Consider the following 17,301-nt stretch of genomic DNA (forward strand, 5'->3'; position numbering starts at 1 on the left):
CTTACTCTTCCGTTACCTGTACCTTCAAGGTTGCCTTCACTTCAGGGTGAACCTTGACAGTTACTTGTGTTACGCCGAGTGTACGAATAGGCTCGTCCAGCTCAATTTTGCGTTTGTCTACTTTCAGACCCTTTTTAGACAAAGCTTCTGCGATCTGTTTGCTGGTAATGGCGCCAAACAGACGACCACCTTCGCCGGACTTCGCTTTCAGTTCAGTCACTTCTGCTTCCAGCTTTTTCGCAAGTGCTTCCGCTTCCGCTTTCTCTTCCTGTTTGAGTCTTTCTTCAGCCGCCTTCTGGTTATCCAGTGTCTTCATGTTGCCGTCCGTTGCCAGACGTGCGATTCCCCGTGGCAATAGGAAGTTCTGTGCGTAACCCTCAGATACTTCTTTCACTTGCCCTTTCTTGCCTTGACCCTTCATATCTTTTATAAAAATGACTTTCATTCGAACAGCCCCTCTTCCTTTTCGATTTCAGCCAGTACGTTCGTCAGCCGTTTTTCTGCCTCTCCAAGCGTTCCTTCAAGCTGCACGGCAGCATTCGTCAAATGTCCACCACCGCCCAGTCGTTCCATGACAACCTGAACATTCATGCGCCCCAGCGATCTCGCGCTGATGCCAATCAATCCATCCGGACGCTCGCTGATAACAAATGAAGCAGCTACATCAGTCATGTTCAGCAATGTGTCCGCCACCTGGGCAATCATCATCTGTGAAATCTTGCTGCCAGGGTCCGTGACCGCCAGCGCAATGTTTCCATATACCATTTTAGCATGCTTTATGATTTCTGCCTTAGCAATATATTCTGACAGATCCTCTTTCATCAACCGCTGGACCATAATGGTGTCCGCACCGCTACGACGCAGGAAGCCTGCCGCTTCGAACGTTCTGGACCCAGTATGCAGTGCAAAATGCTTCGTATCCATCGTAATTCCGGCAAGTAGAGCCGTAGCTTCGAGCGGAGTGAACTGTACCTTGTCATGAATGTATTGCAAGAGCTCCGTTACCAGTTCCGCAGCTGAGGACGCGTAAGGCTCCAGGTAGATCAACACAGCATCATTGATGAACTCCTCACCCCGACGGTGGTGATCCACAACGACGACACGGGTTGCAGACTGCACCAGTTTTGGCTCCATGGTCATGGAGGCCTTATGTGTATCCACCACAACCAGCAGCGTATGCTCTGTCATCATCTGGGTTGCCTGTTCCGGTGATACAAATGCTTTTGACAACTTCTCGTCCTTGTTCACTTGCTCCATCATGCGTTCAATCGATGGATTAATTCCATCCAGAACAATTCGTGCTTCCACATTGTACAGACTGGCCGCTTTCCATACGCCGATGGATGCGCCGATCGCGTCCATATCCGGAATTTTGTGCCCCATGATGAGCACCCGATCACTCTCCTGCATGAGATCACGCAGCGCGTGCGCAATAACACGTGCTCTTACCCGTGTCCGTTTCTCCACTGCGTTAGACTTACCGCCATAGAAAGACAGACGTTGTCCGGACTTCACGGCAGCCTGATCACCACCGCGTCCAAGTGCCATGTCCAGACTGGACTGTGCCAGTTCTCCCATCTCGCTGATGCTATCCGAACCAAACGCCAGTCCGACACTGAGTGTCATTGGCACTTTGAGGTCAGCAGTCATCTCCCGAACTTCATCCAAAATGACAAATCGGCTCTGCTCCAGTTCCTGCAAAGACTTATGATTCAGCATCAACAGATAACGATCAGAAGACAGCCGGCGCAGGTACACTTCGTACTGCTTGGCCCATGATGTAATCTCGCTAGTCACTCGGGCAATCAGCGCTGTACGCTGTTGATCGTCCATGCCTTGGGCAGCCTCGTCCAGATTATCGAGAACGAGAATGCCCAATGCAAGGCGTTCATTTTCATATTTATCACGAAGAATGGCTAGCTCCGTAATCTCGTATACATATACATACCGCTCCTGCGGGTTATGAATAACTCCATAATGCCGATCATCCAATTGGAATTCGTCATGGAACTCCTTGGATGAATGTTCCTTTGTCCCATCCTTCTTCTCTTTAGGCTGAGGAAGTTTGGGAAACAAATTGAGTAACGGATTACCCACCATTGTCTTCTCCTGGAACATCTCCGCGACAAAGCGGTTATGCCACTCTACCGTACGATCTTCGCTGTACAGCACAATTCCGAATGGAAGCATGCTGACCGCTTCGCCCTCCATCCGTTTGATTCGAATAGATAGGCCATTAATGTAGTCGTTAAGCTCACGGCGGAACGCGAGCTCCGCCTTAATCATGACGATTCCCAGCGCCGAAGCCAGTATCAGACTAATCAAACCAAGCGTCCAGTTATAAACTGTAACGAACATAACGAGCAACAGCAGCAGTATGAACGCCCATACGGTATAGTAGCCGTGCCAGCGTTTCTTCAGAAATTTAGGCATGACTCATCACCCTATCGTTTTGATTTCGATATTGCCTCACGAAGCGGGAACGCCAGATCGATAATTCCGATAATCCGAAGCGGACCAATGAAGAAGACCGCAGCCGCCAGGAAATATGGTATAACCGGATTCCATTTCTTTGTATGTGAGAGAAAGAAGAAGAAACCGATCGCCTGAATCATGAAGCCCAGATTGATTAACGGCGACAGATTCATGGCAATCATGGTCCAGTATGTTCCATCACTTTGTCTGGAGATCACTTCGATCAACAGAGCAAGGAAATAATACCAGATCAACGCACGCGGCATACGCCACTCTCTCGCTGGTGGAAGCTTCGATACCACCACACCCATCACGTTCAGAATTGGACGAGCAATGGCGTGTGTAATAAAGGCCATGACCATCGACGTGACAACGAGAGCAAACGGAATCATAAGCTGTGTTTGTTTGGCTACATCCTCGGTCATCTCAGGTGTCCATGCAAACCCGTTGATCATCTGATTTGATGTATTGGTTAACGGTTCAATGGTCAATTTGACCACATCTTCAATATAACTGGACAGGTCGAATTGGAAAATGACACTACCGACCAAGAGCAACAACAAGTATTCTGCCAACATCATGCCACTTCCCGCCATCAGGGCGAACAGGGCTGATTTGCGTGTTTTATACGCGTGACCCATAACGATCGCAGGCAGGGTAAAGATGAGTAATAGTAACAGATAGATGGGGTGGAATACGACCAAAATAACGGCTACGGGCACGAGATGCCATATAAATGATTTTAAAGATAATGAAGCATACAAAATAACTCCCGGAATCATCATAAAAAATATGGCAAGTACCGATAAAGGAGTTAACAGCGAAAGTAGCAAGAGCAGATAGACTGCGCTCCAAACAGCTGATTTAAAGCTAAATTTCAACAAATTCACCTCTTACGCATATGATCTTCTAGCGCGGAAATATCTTGGTACCAGTCTTCAAGCTGGTGACCTTCCTGTTTATGCTTTTTCAACTTCTCCACTAGCAGTGCATCCAGATCCTTGAAAGGAATACCGAGCCTGCGGCCCAATATGTAACTACTCATAATCAAACTGGCAAGACTGTCCCCGATTCGAGTTGTACTGCCTTCCCATAACGCCTTGAATAATCGGGATACCTGATCAAGTACTTCGGTTTTCAGCCATTCAATCACTTTAGCGCGTTTGGCTACATCCAGTTCTTTAGGCATTTGGCGAAAGTCACTCTCCCCCGAAAAAGCTTTATTCTCGATTATAGCATAAAAAGAGGGCCCGCAAAATTACCCCAAAAAGCGGAGAAGTTCTCCGAAACTGATGTCAGGTACTTATGCGGAGTCCTCCGTACATCCTATCGACCTATATATTTGTAAAAAACTTCGAATGCCCCCCTGGTTTAGGACTTCTTAAGTTTAACATGATACCGGACGGCTGTGATTATCCCTAATGACACAATAATGTTTAAATTCGTAACAGCCTTACTTGGCCTTGATCGATTCTTTGGCTACAATGCCCTCGCAGTACTCAATAATCTGACTCCGTCTGACAATACCAATGAACCGATCCATATCATCGACCACAGGAACAAAGTTCTGAACTTTAGCCAGATTAATCAGGTCCTCCATGTTGGCGTTAATCGATACAGGTTTAATATCCAAGCGAAGGGGAACATCCTTGAGCAAGAACTTTGAAGCGTTTTCAAATGAAATCTTTCCCTCGGCATTCTTCATATACCACAGTAAGTCGCCTTCGGTAACCGTACCAATATATTTGCCCTCTTTATTCAAAATGGGTACCGCCGTAAAACGATGATATTCCATTCGTTCCAACGTTTGCCGCAGCGTAGAATCCGACGTCACACACGTAACCTCTTGTTTGGGTAGCAAAAAAAATGCGATGTTCATACCCTTGTGTATCCTCCTTGTGAATTTCTTCGTTCAACTTATCTCGTTCAACTTATATTATACGGATCAGAACGCAGGATGTTCCAAAAGGATAATAGTTCTCACTACAAAGAAAAAAAACAGCAGCCCGCGAATAAACGTACTGCTGATTGTGGTCTACAACACATCATTGGTATGGAATTGGTTATTCAATCTTTTGCCGGTCAGGGATCATTACTTCACCGGCTGGGGTCGATTGATCCATCCAGTTGTTAATCAGCTCTTTGGCATATTGGACATCTTTCTCGTCAGCCTGACCATAATAGATACCATCTTTTTTCATCCCCTCACCCATAATGGTGAAGCTTGAAATCTGCGGTTTCTCCTGAGTAAGCACTTGTTTGGCCAGATCAATAATGAAAGAAGCTCGCATATCCGTCTGGAAGCTGTCTCCCATGATCTGAATCAATTCTGGAATTTTGGCGATCTGATTCAAATTCAGCATCTCATTCGCCATCGCGTTCAGGAAAATCTGCTGCCGCTTGGTACGATTAAAATCGCTATCCTCACGGTATCTTACATAATACAGTGCTTCCTGGCCGTCATAGATCGGCTTACCACCCTCAATCGTGAATTGCACATGATCCGGGTTTTTGTTCACAATGTCCTCATCAATTGGCAGTTTTACTCCACCGAGCGCATCAACCACTTTTTTGATTCCATCGAAGTTGATCGTTGCATAATAACCTACATCAGCATCAAGGAATTTCTCCACCGTATTGATGGACATATTCTCTCCACCAAAAGCATAGGCATGCGCCAGCTTATCATAATCATCTACGCCGTCCTTGTTGGCATCCCGTCCTACAATCTGCACATACGTATCACGTGGAATGGATACCAACAGCACACGGGATTCCTTCGGACGTACTACAGCATAGATGACGGTATCCGAACGTCCTCGCGTTTTCTCATAGGCGCGTTTGTCCGAACCGAGCAGTAACACGGAGAATGGTTCCTTACGGTATACCGTTGGATCAGGCGTATTGTTGCCTTCTTGCGGTACATAAGAGCGGGATAGCTGATCTTCTACTGAACCGGCGAGAAACAGATCAAATGCCGCTACAGCCAGCTGTTGACGGAACAAATAACCTCCGATTAACAAAACAACAAGTGAAACGAGCGTTATATATAGGCCTTTTCTTCTTTTCTTCTTCTTATCTTTAGTTCTGCTTTTCATCCATTAATTCCTTCTTCACTATCAAAATGATACTGCCTACTATATAAGCTTCATCTAATATTTACACTAATAACGGAGAGGTCAGAAAAAACCTGAAAAAGCGTAGCGCTCGCCTTTATCACGGATTTTTACCTTTTGATTAAAGGTAATTTAAAAAAATCTGGGGATAACAGCGATCGGAAGGTTATTCTGAACTCGCAGTGATGAAGTGTAACGATTCGTTCAACTTATATAATACCAATTAAACGTCTGGGTTGCCTTGTGACTCGGTGTTCTCTGAAGTTTTCTCTCTCTGGAATCAAGACACCGCTTACGCTCGTTCTATTGTAATCATTGCAGGAGCAAGAAAAGTTACAATCCGGTTAAATTGAAAAGAACAGCGACTCCTTTTTAGATACAAAAGGTGCACTGTTCTCTTCATTTCTAACGTTATCGAATCAGTTTGTGGATATACTTTCCACATGTTGGCTCTTCTCTTTTTGACGCAGACGTCCCGTTATAAGCGCAGCTACCAGCGTAAGCACACTGAATACCACCGCAGACCAGAAAAGGCCATTGTAACCCTGCCCTGTCGTTTGATGCACTGCCTGGAGCAACACATCACGGATACCTGCATCAGGAATCTGGGACAGACCCTCTGTCAGACTGGATACATCACTCCCTGCTGCTCCACCCAAGGCATATTGCTCCAGCATTTCAGGCGGCACCTGAATTCCTTTGTCAGCGAATCCTGCCTGAATGTTGGACCCCAGATTAATGAAAGAACGTGCCAGGAATCCAGCGAAAATCGTAGGTGCAATAGCCATCGCCATCTGGCGAAATAACGAGCTGGTCGCTACCGCGATGCCTTTGTTGTTCTCCCCCGCCTGTTCCGTGACAAGTACGTTAACTGGCGCACCAAGCATCATGCCGAAGCCGATACCTACGAGTGTGCTCGCGATGACAAATTGCCAGATATGCTCCACCCATAGCGGGAACAGCAGGAATCCAACGGCAGATAGCAGCCCCGCAACAGATAACGTCCAGATTGGCCCTTTGCGGTCAACGAGGTATCCACCTCCACCTGCCCCGATGCCAGATGCCAGCGCGAGCGGAGTAAACCAGTACCCGGAAGCTGTATTGGATACGCCAAGATATTGTTCAACAAATCCGGGAATAAAGATCACCGAGGCCAGAATGGCTCCGGAGAAAAAGGCAATCAACAGCGTCCAGCGAAAGGACGCAATGCCCAGAAGTTGTGTCGATACAACAGGTTCACGTTCAGATCCTTCCAGCCTTTTTTCCATGAAGTAAAAGAGCACCAGAATGATCACACCTGCCAAGAAGAAACCGTAGAACATCGGTGATCCCAAGCTTTGAAGCATGTTCACACCGTCCAGATTGCTGAAGCTATACATTAAACTGAGTACACCCAACGTTAGGACAGCAATACCGCTCCAGTCCACTGCTGCACGATTCAGTTCCTGCTCTTCCTGAATATATCGAATACCTGCAATGAATAGCAGAATGGCAATAGGTACATTGATCAGGAATAACCAATGCCAGTTGCCCGTAAGATCCAGTATAAAAGCACCTACATTGGGTCCCAAAATAGCGGCAACACCATTCATCCCTCCGAGCAGACCCAAGGCTGTACCTTGTCGCTCCGCCGGGAACTTGCTTAATACATATGAGCTGGCAATGATAAAAATCCCCCCACCGCCCAAAGCTTGAATGACACGAGCAATCAGGAAAAAGGTAAACGATGTGCTCAGCGCGACGAGCAGGGACCCGATCCCAAACAACGCCACTTCAATCAGAAATAGTTTCTTGCGACCATAACGGTCCGACAGTTTGCCTGCAATAGGTACACTCACCGCAAGCCCAAGCGTGTAAAGCGTAACCGTCCAAGCTCCCCATGTTGGCGACACACCAAATGATGCATTTAAGGTGGTCAGTGAAGAGGTGATGATCCCGTTATCCAGCGCAGCCATAAATACCCCTATGGCAAACAGGATTAGCGGCCATTTCATTTGTTTTTGCATCACATATTACCTCCCGATCAGATCATAAATTCAGTATCGTACAGTTGGTTTGGTACATATATATTAAACTGAATTGAATAATAATGACTCACTGGTCATTCTAAAACAAAAGAAAACCATATGTCAATTTAATAATATGGATATATGGCTCAATTTACCTCTGATTCGATAAAATAGAGCTGCCACAGGTTCAGTCGCACCTGCGGGACAGCCCCTCATATCTTATCTAACGTACTACCGCTTGCGTAATGCCTCAATAATCTGGTCGGACTCAGTTTCCCGAAAACCCATAGTTGAATAACTTCCGTGTCTCCACAAAACGCCCTTCACGAGTATCTGTTCCAAATACAACTGAAATTAGTCTTTTGCCATCACGTTCAGCTGTCCCCACAAAATGATATCCGGAATCTTCATCGTACCCGGTCTTCAATCCGTCATTCCCATCATAAGCATACGGTCCACCAATAGAGGACAACATCCAGTTCGTGTTACTCATGTACATCCCTTTTTGATGCATTGATACTTGCATTTGACTGGAGATTCTTAAAATCTCGGGATGGTTATTCAGCAGATATCGCGCAAGCTTGCATGCATCTATAGCCGTCATTAAGGTCTGCCCTTGTATTTCCATCGGACGGTTAGGACCAAGCAACTTTTCACTGAGGCCCGTTGAATTCGTGAATTGTGTATCCTCAGAAAGTCCAATCTGAGTTGCTTTCTGATTCATCTGTTGCACAAACTTCTGCTCTGTACCACTGATATGTTCAGCCAGAGCAACCGCTGCATCATTGGCTGAATAGACAGCTACGACCTCGAACAACTCCTGAACGGTGAATTGCTCTCCCTGTTTCAGGGTCAGTTGACTGCCCCCCACGGAGCTGGCATACAGACTCACATTAACAAGATCATTCCAGCCTATATCACCATTGATCACGGCCTCCATTACTAACAGTTCTGTCATCAACTTACTGACGCCTGCCGGAGCAATCTCTTCGGAGCCGTTATAATCCATTAAGATCTGTTCAGAATTCATATCCATTAATACCGCAGATTCAGCTTTAATTCCCGGTTTACCTACCAGCATGTCCGGTTTCACACCCAAATATATAATAAGCAAGAGAGCCAGCAGCATACCTGCCCTTTTCCACCATTTTTTCATAAGATGATCACCTCTTACCTATATAGACGAAGTAAAGAGGCATTTTGTCTGCACTTTTTTGAAAAAAAGTTAAATTTTTTTTATTTTTTGGTTACAAAAAAAACATGAACCCCATACACCCATGCCAGAGTGTACAGAATCCATGTTTTTAAAGACACTCTCAAAATCGAAGCGCTTTATTTTTTCCCTTTAAATTTCTTGAATATTTCAATTCTAGTTACTCCTATTGGATTAAACCAATCGGAATTTCTCTTTTGTTATTCATTGATTCACAACTTTCAGTTTAACCCAATTCTTTGAATCACTTTCTTCTAGTAGCTACCTTTGACTTGTATATTTCTTCATTTTTCGTTTTAATTTTCTCTTTGAGATAGATAAATATTAAAAAACAGAGTTCTCCTACAATCAAAATAGTAGCTAAAAAGTTACCATAATCATTTAAGCTATTATTGGGAAATCTACTGAAGGCTTGAAGTATATTTTCGGCCGAAAAAACAAAAAAAGGAATAATAAACTTTAAAAATATTATTATTTCTATAGTGCTGGATAATAACATAATTACAGTGTAAATTCGTAATTGTTTGCTCGCACCAAACCAATTCTTAATGTTTTTTAATAATTTAACAGAATCTTGATGCAAATTCGGGAGTTCTAAGCTATCACTTATCAAATAATATATATCGGTTCTCATGTATAATTTTAGTTCAAATAAAATACCTAGCAATAGTGTCAAAGTTATAATTCTCATAATGTAATATAAAACAATCAATCCTTGAAGAAGAAAAAAATGGCCTATTATTGTAATTAAAGTTATAAGAAAACAGTCTGCTATCATACCCGAAAGATACATTATCCTTCTGCCTTTTTTACTTACTGACCATGTATTTGGAATTTGCGTTTGATACACCAAGTGTATTAAACGCCTTCCGATATTAATATTAATATTTTGAATACCATAATATCTAGCAGCCACAACATGTGCCGTTTCATGATACAATCCTAATACGATATCACTTGAGTAAAACAAAAAGTATAAGAATAGTAAATTGGGAATATAATTAAACTCTTCAATATTAGGAATTACGTCATGACCATAATAGAAGTATTCAATCAACTTTACTACAAAGAACAATACAAACGTAATAATTAATATTGATATGAATTTTCTACTAAAATAAATATCTACGTAGGGTTTGTTCAAATATTTCGACTTTAACTTTAGACCAAACCTTTTCACATTAGAACTGTCACTAGGTTTGATAATTTGATATTCTCCATACTGCTCTATAAAGCCTAAACCAATCAAACTTATAACAAAATCTTTGTATTCAATATCATCTCCAATATAATTGGAAATATTTGATACATTATTATAGTTCTTAATATAGTTAATAATATCTAAAGCTATTTTAGGAAGTTTAATAAACTTTTCCTCTATTTTGCATCCTACTATATACATTTCATTTTTGTCAGCTTCAGAAACATACAAGTTTTCAATGATCTTAATATTTACTTCATCCATCATTTGTATGTTTATATTGGTTAATAATTCTTCCTTAGTAATATATACTTTTGAATTCATCATAGTAAAGCACCTCTACACAATTAGACCAGTTCAAAATAGAACCAATAAAATCGTGAATATCAAGTCCTTTCATATCATAGGTATCTTCGCTATTTACCGTACCAGTAGCATCTTCAATAAATGTAACTTTGTACCCCTCATGATGAGCATTAATTGCAGTAAATAAGCAACAGTATTCTGTATTAAATCCGACAATCACCAAATGCTCTATTTTTTTACTCTCCAGTAATGGTTTTAAACTATTGTTACTGAACCCACTAGGTTCGTTTTTTTCCAAAACTATATTATTTTTTGTATCAAAATCTATCTTTATACTATCGTAATTTTTATAGAATAAATTGTTTTCTTCATCAATTTTATTTATATGACGAAAGAAAATTATTTCTTCATTTCTTTCCTCAAACTTATTAATTAAGTCATTTATTTTCTCAGTAATTGGAGAGAATTCACCTTGATTCAAAATTCCATTCTGCAAATCTAAAACCAATAGAGCTTTTATCATTTTTTATATACCTCCTATCAGTTCAATACATTTTCTCAATATGTTCGTACAGATATACTGGTCCTTTTTCTGTGAATCTAAGCTAGAGTTAAATTCCATTAAATCAATCCCTACTATATTAAATTGTTTCAGTTTTTCTATATAAAATAATATTTGCTCGATTTGCAGACCAAATGGTACAAGAAAACCTGTCGAGTTAAACTGAACTGGGTCGATAACATCAAAATCAATAGATATATATATATTATTTCCCAATTCTTTTATACTATCAATTAAATTAAATGTATTAATTTGATCAGGTGAGACTACCACATCTTTTTCATTTAATACCTTATTAAATAGATTTTCACGAACTCCTATGTGAAATATTTTTTTTATATTTTTCATCTTGTTAATCTCACACACAAAGTTAGCATGATTTATATTTTCATAATCTTTTTTTATGTTATTGTCAAAGTGAGCGTCAAATTTTATAAAAACTATGTTTTCAATATCCAATGACTTTATTAATGGAAGAGTACAACTGTGATCCCCACCAACTGAAACAAACTTTCTTATACCATGTTTCTCTTTCAAATAGTCTATGGCTTTTTCAATTCTTTTGTGAAATGAATCACCAGATTCACCTGGGATATACAAGATATCTCCACAATCATAAATATTAACTGAGTAAACTGGATCTAAAAGATTATACTCCCTCTCAGTTAACATGATATCCATAGATTTTGTCATATAGCCAGAAGTTAATCGTCTTAGAACATTTGGAGAATTACTACTTCCAGTCAGTCCTGTGGAACATGCATCAAAAGGCAAACCCAAAATACCAATTCCATTTTCTTTGAAACCTTTAACTTTTTGATAATCAAAAAAATTATTTTTGTGTTTACTAAATAGTGGTGCATCTACTCTCTGAGAAAAGAAGCCACTTTCTTGAAGAGCATCTAGTATAATGTTATTTTCTTGAATACCTTTAAGCTGTTCCTTATTAAGCTTTACTATTTTATTGTTTTTCTTATTCTGCAACGTGTATACATCTTTATCTATATCAATAACTTCTATCGAATTAGTATCAATTATATCCATACAAAATACTCCTTTATAATAAAAATAAGAGCACTAGGCATATTTGATCTCCTAGTGCTTTTATTTATTAATTAAGATTCACCCAGTACGTTGCGACCACCACGTTTTGTAAGTTCAACTTCAGTTAGTTCAATAATTTCAATTTTCATTTTTTTCACCTCCTTCAGTTAGTATAGAACAAGCACACTGAGGGTTCTTGGGAATGTTTGTTTCGTGAAGCTCCATTGTCAAGTAATCAAACTTAACTATCGAATTATTCGATTTAAGTGAAGTCATATCAGTTAGAAACTTTATAAAATCAAAGATCATCATCGAGCCTAAAATACTAGAAGATGCAGCTATACAATTATTTTCGGGTGCAGGTTGAAATTTTCGTATATAATCTAACTTTTCAAGTGCTTCTTGTAATTCATTATCCTTGAAATTATATTCTGAGCATTCGAAACATGATGTTTGAGAAGGGTTAACTAATCTATAGAACGATACCGTTTCACTATTTCCTCCATAAATCCACGGTATACCCCTTCTAATAGAAACACTATTAACCCAATCATTTATTAATACAGAAGGTCTATCTGCCGCACAAATAATAAATGTACATCCGCTATCACTAATAATTTTATCTAAATCTTCTTCACTTTCAATCTTCTTGTTAACAGTACTAAATTTGATTGAGGAGTTAAATTGATTTACAGTCCTCTCAGCTGCATCAACTTTGTTGTGACCGACATCAGCTTCCCTATACAAAATTTGTCTATTCAAATTAGTTGTATCTACTTTATCAAAATCCACTCCAGTGATACTTTTCACTCCAAGTGCAGCAAGATTGTACAAAACTACCGAGCCCACTCCTCCAAGTCCTAACAGTAATACCTTTTGGTTTTGAATTTTTTCAATATATTCGTACTTTTCATGTCCTTCAGGAGAAAAGTTAGACAAAAAATTTATATTCCTTTTGTGCCTTTCTTTTGATACATCTTTAAAGAAGTTATTATAATTATCATTATCTTCCAATATGTATTTTTTTTCAATCAACAGTTCTATTAACTTTTCAACGTCCTGTCTTTCAATCTCTTTAAACTCCAATTTAACATTTTCATAAATCTGATTAACTTCATTCTTTCCATCACACAATTCAATTATTTTAAATATAACTCCGGTTGGGTCTAGTATTTCAATTGCTCTGTTTATAGAACTCCCAATGCTAATTTTACCATTATACTTAGTAACAAGTAAATAATTTCTTATTTTAGGATATTTCATTTTTTTCTCCTATGTATGTATATTATTTCTTTTATTATACATATAATTCCTTTGTTTGTAAACAAAAAAGAATAATTAATTTACAACTTACTTAAAGATTTTTTATACTTAATTGTTATAGATAATTCTTATTTAATATCTAAAATAAAAGTTCCATTATTATCTCAAAATTTTCAAAAATTTAATTATAAGATAAATTTATAGTGAATCCACTCTCTAGTACGTGGTGGATTCACTATAAACTATATTTTTCAACGCTGTAAAAGTAATTGATAATCTACAATACTTTATGAGTATCAATTCGTTTTAACAATTCAACTCTCGTCACAACGATTGAATTTAACCCGCTAGATTAAAATCAAGACTACTCAGCTACAACTGCTTTGTCTGCATTAACTTGCAGGTCACTTAGGTAAACGCCTGTTCCATCACCAATCGCATAGTTCATTACACGTTTGTTAACTGGTGCTACAACTGCACGATACAGTGTAGGGAATACAGGAACTTCGTCTACCATGTATTGCTGCCATTGATTGTAGATCTCTTTACGCTTGTCTACATCAAATGCTTCAGCAGAGATACCTTGTGCCAATAATTTGTCATTCTCTTCGCTGGAGAATCTGGAGAAGTTGTAGAGTGCATCACGGCCGTACAGGCCAGATGGATCTACGTCAATACCAACGCCCCATGCTGCTTGATATACGTCTACGTTTGGATCATCTTTACCTGTATTGCCTACACGATCATAGAAGCTGTTGAACTCAACCATTTCCAGGTTTACTTTCAAACCAATTGCAGCCCATGACTGAACATAATATTGAGCTAGTGGCTGTGCAATATCTCCACCCGTCATCGAAATGAAATTAATTTCTAATGGTGATCCATCCGGATTCGTACGGAATTCACCATCCAGTTTGTAACCAGCTTCATCGAGCAATGCTTTCGCTGCTTCTGGATCATACGTTACACCCGGATTGTTGGAATCATGGAATTCTGGGTGAGACGGTGGAATTAGGGTTGTTGCATTCCAACGAAGGCCATTATAGAAACGTTTACCTACTTGATCGTTATCTACAGCCATCCACATTGCTTTACGCAAGTTTTTGTCGCCCATTTTTGCTTCAGCATTGCTTACTACTTTTCCGTTCTCTTCATCCCACGTGCCCAGTTTGAAACCGATGTACGTATAAGCACGATCGATGGCACCCAGGAATTCTACGTTGGACAGGTTAGCATTATCTTTGTATTGATCTGTCGGGAATGCATCCACGAGGTCTACCCCGCCAGATTTCAGTTCTTGAACAACCGTTGTCGGGTTGATAACTTTTAGAGTCACTTTGTCCAGTTTCGGAGCCCCACGCCAGTAGTCTTCGTTCTTAACATAAGTTACAGACTCACCCGGAGTGATGACATCCACTTTAAATGGACCAAAACCAATTGGTTTTTCACGTACTTCTTTGGAAGAAGACATTTTTGCTACATCCATATCTCCGAAGATATGTTTAGCGAGTGGGTATGTCCATACGCCACCTGTCAGCAGGGACGGAGTGGATTCTTTATACGTAATGCTGATTTGTTTGTCGCTCAGCACTTTAATACCAGAGATTGTTTTTGCTTTTCCAGCATGAAACTCATCCATACCTACTACACTAGTGAATTGGGAGTCGTAACGTGGACCATCATAGCCTTTGCTACCGATTACTTCATAAGCAAACTGCAGATCTTCAGCTGTTACCGGCTTGCCATCATGCCAGTTTACGTTGTCACGAATCGTCAGTGTGAATGTTTTGCCATCTTCAGAAGTTTCATATGTTGCCGCACCTTCGTTGGTGTATACATAGTCTTTATCCCACAACAGCAAAGGTTCGTCGAACCATTCAAGGACTTTAGAATCCGGGTTACCGGAATAGAAGTTAAAGTTCAGTGTACCTTCAAAAGCAGTATCGGAAACGAGACCATACGTAATTGATCCGCCTTCAATCGCAGTACCTTCATTCGTTTTGACATTGTTGAAGTCATCAATGGAGTAAACGCCCTCTTCATTAGCAGGTTTTTCCTCCGTTTTTCCCTCTTCTGTGTTGGAAGCTGGAGCTGGAGTAGCTGCTTCTTTCTCAGAGCACGCTGCGAGCACCAATACAAAGACCAACATCATCGTGAAAAATAGTCCCCGTGAAAATAATCCCTTTTTCATGAACCTTTCCTCCCTTTTTTAACCTCTTCTTTGTCTTGCATCAGTCGCACGCTTTAGGGCTTGACCGACATTATTTATACTCAACATCAATACCAGAATCAGTACCGATGCGGGTAGCCATATCCACCATCTGGATTCCAGGGTTTGCGGATTACGTGCATAACTTACGAGTGTTCCAAGACTAGGCGTACTTTCGGGAAAACCAAACCCGAGGAAAGACAGCCCGGATTCGAGGCCAATGTTGGCAGCGAGATTCAATGTCATCGTTACGATAATAATGGAGCTCAGATTCGGAAGAACCTGTGAGAGCATAATCTTCAGATGAGAAGAGCCCAATGTTTTTGAAGCTTTTACATAGTCCAGTTCCCGTTCCTGTAATGCTTTGGAGCGAATCAATCTGGCGATACCCATCCAGAGAAATGCCGTCATGATAAGAGAGAACGAGATGATATTGTATTTCGGTACTGCCGTAACAAACGCGATAACAATCATCAACATCGGAAGGATCATGAAGAAATCAACAACACGCATAAACAGGTTGTCTATCATTCCACCGAAATAACCGGATAAAAGGCCAATTAAGATACCTATGAAGCCAGTCATTAACGTTACGATAATTCCAATGGTCAGGGAGTTACGTGTACCGATGACCAGTTGGCCAAATACATCACGACCTCCATAGTCCGTTCCAAGCCAATACTTAGCGGATGGTGGTTCATATAAGGCAAACAGATCCACGTGTACGATATCATCCTGATTCAGAATGAGAGACGTGCCATATACCAGCAACATGACCAAGCCCAAGAAAATGAGCGAGATTAGTGCCACCTTATCTCTGACAAGCTCCCTCCATAAAATACTCAAACTGGAGGGGCTTTTATCAACCTTTTGTGAAGTTACAACTACCTCGTTGGCCTTGCTCATCTTGTTTTCACCCCGAAATCTTCAAGTTCTTACTTGATCCGTATACGTGGATCTACAATTCCCAGAATTATGTCAGACAGCAATGCCCCGAGAATGGAAGCTACGCCATACAACAATACGAGTGCAGTCACAACGCTGAAGTCACGCAATGAGATGGAACTCAGGAACAACTGCCCCATACCTGGATAACTGAATATACTTTCGATGAATACCGTACCTCCGATAAGCCCTGTAATCTCATATCCGAAGAACGCGGCGATAGGTAATAATGAGTTCCTCAAGATATGCCTGTTGTAGATCCGGGATTCCGAGGCGCCTTTGGCTCTGGCAGTAATAACGAATTCCTTATGCTTGATATCAATGATTTCACTACGTAAATATTGAACCGTAGATACCGTTGTAATTAGTGCCATGGATAATGCCGGCATTAATAGATGATAGAACTTACTCATTATGTAGCTGAATGTGCCTGGTGTAAGTCCTGGCGCAACACTACCTCCTGTCGGGAACCAACCAAAGTGGAATCCGAAGATCCATACCATCACCAGTGCGAAGATGAACAATGGTGCGGCAAAGCCCAGGTAGGTGTATCCCGTGATCAACCGATCAGACCAGGTATCGTTGTAACGACCACTGATGATACCCAGTGGAATAGCGATCAGGTAAGTCAGTACAAGTGTCGCCAGTGCGAGCCAGAATGTGTTTGCTACACGCTGACCGATCAAGTCCGTAACCGGCATTTTGAAACGGAAGGATTGTCCAAAATCACCTTGGATGGCGTTTTTGATCCAGTCCCAATATTGCACGTACCAGGGATTATTCAATCCCAGTCTCTCTCGCTGGGCTTCCAATGCTTTGGGATCAACGCTTGGATCAAGCAATCCTGTTAGCGCGTCGCCCGGCATGGCCTTGGCCATCAGAAAGACCAAAAGACTAAGTAAAAAGATCTGAGGGATCATTATGATAATTCTGCGTACTATCGTTTTCCACATATGGC

Annotated in this window: 15 protein-coding genes; all 15 read right to left on the reverse strand. The window is 40.9% G+C overall.

Annotation, left to right across the window (positions count from 1 at the left end; genetic code table 11):
• Nucleotide 1: 1 nt before the first annotated feature.
• The gene (rplI, locus tag AC6CIF_RS29415; protein WP_036611925.1) at nucleotides 2-445 is read right to left on the reverse strand and encodes a 50S ribosomal protein L9; all 444 of its coding nucleotides are present in this window, start codon (nucleotides 443-445) and stop codon (nucleotides 2-4) included.
• Complete coding sequence (locus AC6CIF_RS29420; RefSeq protein ID WP_498202528.1) at nucleotides 442-2,433, reverse strand: DHH family phosphoesterase; 1,992 nt, start codon at nucleotides 2,431-2,433, stop codon at nucleotides 442-444. Before AC6CIF_RS29420 ends, rplI begins: the two co-directional genes overlap by 4 nt.
• Nucleotides 2,434-2,444: 11 nt before the next feature.
• Nucleotides 2,445-3,356: a DUF2232 domain-containing protein gene (locus AC6CIF_RS29425; protein WP_036612044.1), complete on the reverse strand. Its 912-nt coding sequence runs from the start codon at nucleotides 3,354-3,356 to the stop codon at nucleotides 2,445-2,447.
• Between the two features lie 5 nt (nucleotides 3,357-3,361).
• The gene (locus AC6CIF_RS29430) at nucleotides 3,362-3,664 is read right to left on the reverse strand and encodes a MazG-like family protein (RefSeq protein WP_017691445.1); all 303 of its coding nucleotides are present in this window, start codon (nucleotides 3,662-3,664) and stop codon (nucleotides 3,362-3,364) included.
• 264 nt (nucleotides 3,665-3,928) lie between these two features.
• A complete protein-coding gene (locus AC6CIF_RS29435) occupies nucleotides 3,929-4,354 on the reverse strand; it encodes a CBS domain-containing protein (protein ID WP_017691444.1) in 426 nt (141 codons plus the stop codon).
• Between the two features lie 184 nt (nucleotides 4,355-4,538).
• A complete protein-coding gene (locus AC6CIF_RS29440) occupies nucleotides 4,539-5,573 on the reverse strand; it encodes an LCP family protein (RefSeq protein WP_498202529.1) in 1,035 nt (344 codons plus the stop codon).
• 437 nt (nucleotides 5,574-6,010) lie between these two features.
• Nucleotides 6,011-7,597: an MFS transporter gene (locus tag AC6CIF_RS29445; protein ID WP_498202530.1), complete on the reverse strand. Its 1,587-nt coding sequence runs from the start codon at nucleotides 7,595-7,597 to the stop codon at nucleotides 6,011-6,013.
• A gap of 271 nt (nucleotides 7,598-7,868) precedes the next feature.
• The gene (locus tag AC6CIF_RS29450) at nucleotides 7,869-8,756 is read right to left on the reverse strand and encodes a D-alanyl-D-alanine carboxypeptidase family protein (RefSeq protein WP_498202531.1); all 888 of its coding nucleotides are present in this window, start codon (nucleotides 8,754-8,756) and stop codon (nucleotides 7,869-7,871) included.
• Between the two features lie 301 nt (nucleotides 8,757-9,057).
• Nucleotides 9,058-10,341, reverse strand: coding sequence for a hypothetical protein (locus tag AC6CIF_RS29455; protein ID WP_498202532.1), 1,284 nt, complete (start codon nucleotides 10,339-10,341; stop codon nucleotides 9,058-9,060).
• Entirely contained in the window at nucleotides 10,313-10,843 is a 531-nt protein-coding gene (locus tag AC6CIF_RS29460) for an isochorismatase family protein (RefSeq protein WP_498202533.1), read from the reverse strand. The genes AC6CIF_RS29455 and AC6CIF_RS29460 overlap by 29 nt, the downstream gene beginning before the upstream one ends.
• A gap of 3 nt (nucleotides 10,844-10,846) precedes the next feature.
• Nucleotides 10,847-11,926 (reverse strand): arginase family protein, encoded by a 1,080-nt coding sequence (locus tag AC6CIF_RS29465; protein WP_498202534.1) that lies wholly within the window; start codon nucleotides 11,924-11,926, stop codon nucleotides 10,847-10,849.
• A 138-nt stretch (nucleotides 11,927-12,064) separates the two neighbouring features.
• Nucleotides 12,065-13,189, reverse strand: a complete 1,125-nt coding sequence (locus AC6CIF_RS29470) for a ThiF family adenylyltransferase (RefSeq protein ID WP_498202535.1) — start codon at nucleotides 13,187-13,189, stop codon at nucleotides 12,065-12,067.
• Nucleotides 13,190-13,553: 364 nt separating this feature from the next.
• A complete protein-coding gene (locus tag AC6CIF_RS29475) occupies nucleotides 13,554-15,380 on the reverse strand; it encodes an oligopeptide ABC transporter substrate-binding protein (RefSeq protein ID WP_498202536.1) in 1,827 nt (608 codons plus the stop codon).
• Between the two features lie 18 nt (nucleotides 15,381-15,398).
• Entirely contained in the window at nucleotides 15,399-16,304 is a 906-nt protein-coding gene (locus AC6CIF_RS29480) for an ABC transporter permease (protein WP_498202537.1), read from the reverse strand.
• Nucleotides 16,305-16,333: 29 nt separating this feature from the next.
• A complete protein-coding gene (opp4B, locus tag AC6CIF_RS29485) occupies nucleotides 16,334-17,296 on the reverse strand; it encodes an oligopeptide ABC transporter permease (protein ID WP_498202538.1) in 963 nt (320 codons plus the stop codon).
• Nucleotides 17,297-17,301 lie beyond the last annotated feature (5 nt).

The sequence above is a fragment of the Paenibacillus sp. GQ49 genome, assembly GCF_059759055.1.

Coding starts and splice junctions, on each gene's coding strand:
- rplI (WP_036611925.1), bottom strand. CDS start 445: ATGAAAGTCATTTTTATAAAAGATATGAAGGGTCAAGGCAAGAAAGGG.
- AC6CIF_RS29420 (WP_498202528.1), bottom strand. CDS start 2,433: ATGCCTAAATTTCTGAAGAAACGCTGGCACGGCTACTATACCGTATGG.
- AC6CIF_RS29430 (WP_017691445.1), bottom strand. CDS start 3,664: ATGCCTAAAGAACTGGATGTAGCCAAACGCGCTAAAGTGATTGAATGG.
- AC6CIF_RS29435 (WP_017691444.1), bottom strand. CDS start 4,354: ATGAACATCGCATTTTTTTTGCTACCCAAACAAGAGGTTACGTGTGTG.
- AC6CIF_RS29440 (WP_498202529.1), bottom strand. CDS start 5,573: ATGAAAAGCAGAACTAAAGATAAGAAGAAGAAAAGAAGAAAAGGCCTA.
- AC6CIF_RS29445 (WP_498202530.1), bottom strand. CDS start 7,597: ATGCAAAAACAAATGAAATGGCCGCTAATCCTGTTTGCCATAGGGGTA.
- AC6CIF_RS29450 (WP_498202531.1), bottom strand. CDS start 8,756: ATGAAAAAATGGTGGAAAAGGGCAGGTATGCTGCTGGCTCTCTTGCTT.
- AC6CIF_RS29455 (WP_498202532.1), bottom strand. CDS start 10,341: ATGATGAATTCAAAAGTATATATTACTAAGGAAGAATTATTAACCAAT.
- AC6CIF_RS29460 (WP_498202533.1), bottom strand. CDS start 10,843: ATGATAAAAGCTCTATTGGTTTTAGATTTGCAGAATGGAATTTTGAAT.
- AC6CIF_RS29465 (WP_498202534.1), bottom strand. CDS start 11,926: ATGGATATAATTGATACTAATTCGATAGAAGTTATTGATATAGATAAA.
- AC6CIF_RS29470 (WP_498202535.1), bottom strand. CDS start 13,189: ATGAAATATCCTAAAATAAGAAATTATTTACTTGTTACTAAGTATAAT.
- AC6CIF_RS29475 (WP_498202536.1), bottom strand. CDS start 15,380: ATGAAAAAGGGATTATTTTCACGGGGACTATTTTTCACGATGATGTTG.
- AC6CIF_RS29480 (WP_498202537.1), bottom strand. CDS start 16,304: ATGAGCAAGGCCAACGAGGTAGTTGTAACTTCACAAAAGGTTGATAAA.
- opp4B (WP_498202538.1), bottom strand. CDS start 17,296: ATGTGGAAAACGATAGTACGCAGAATTATCATAATGATCCCTCAGATC.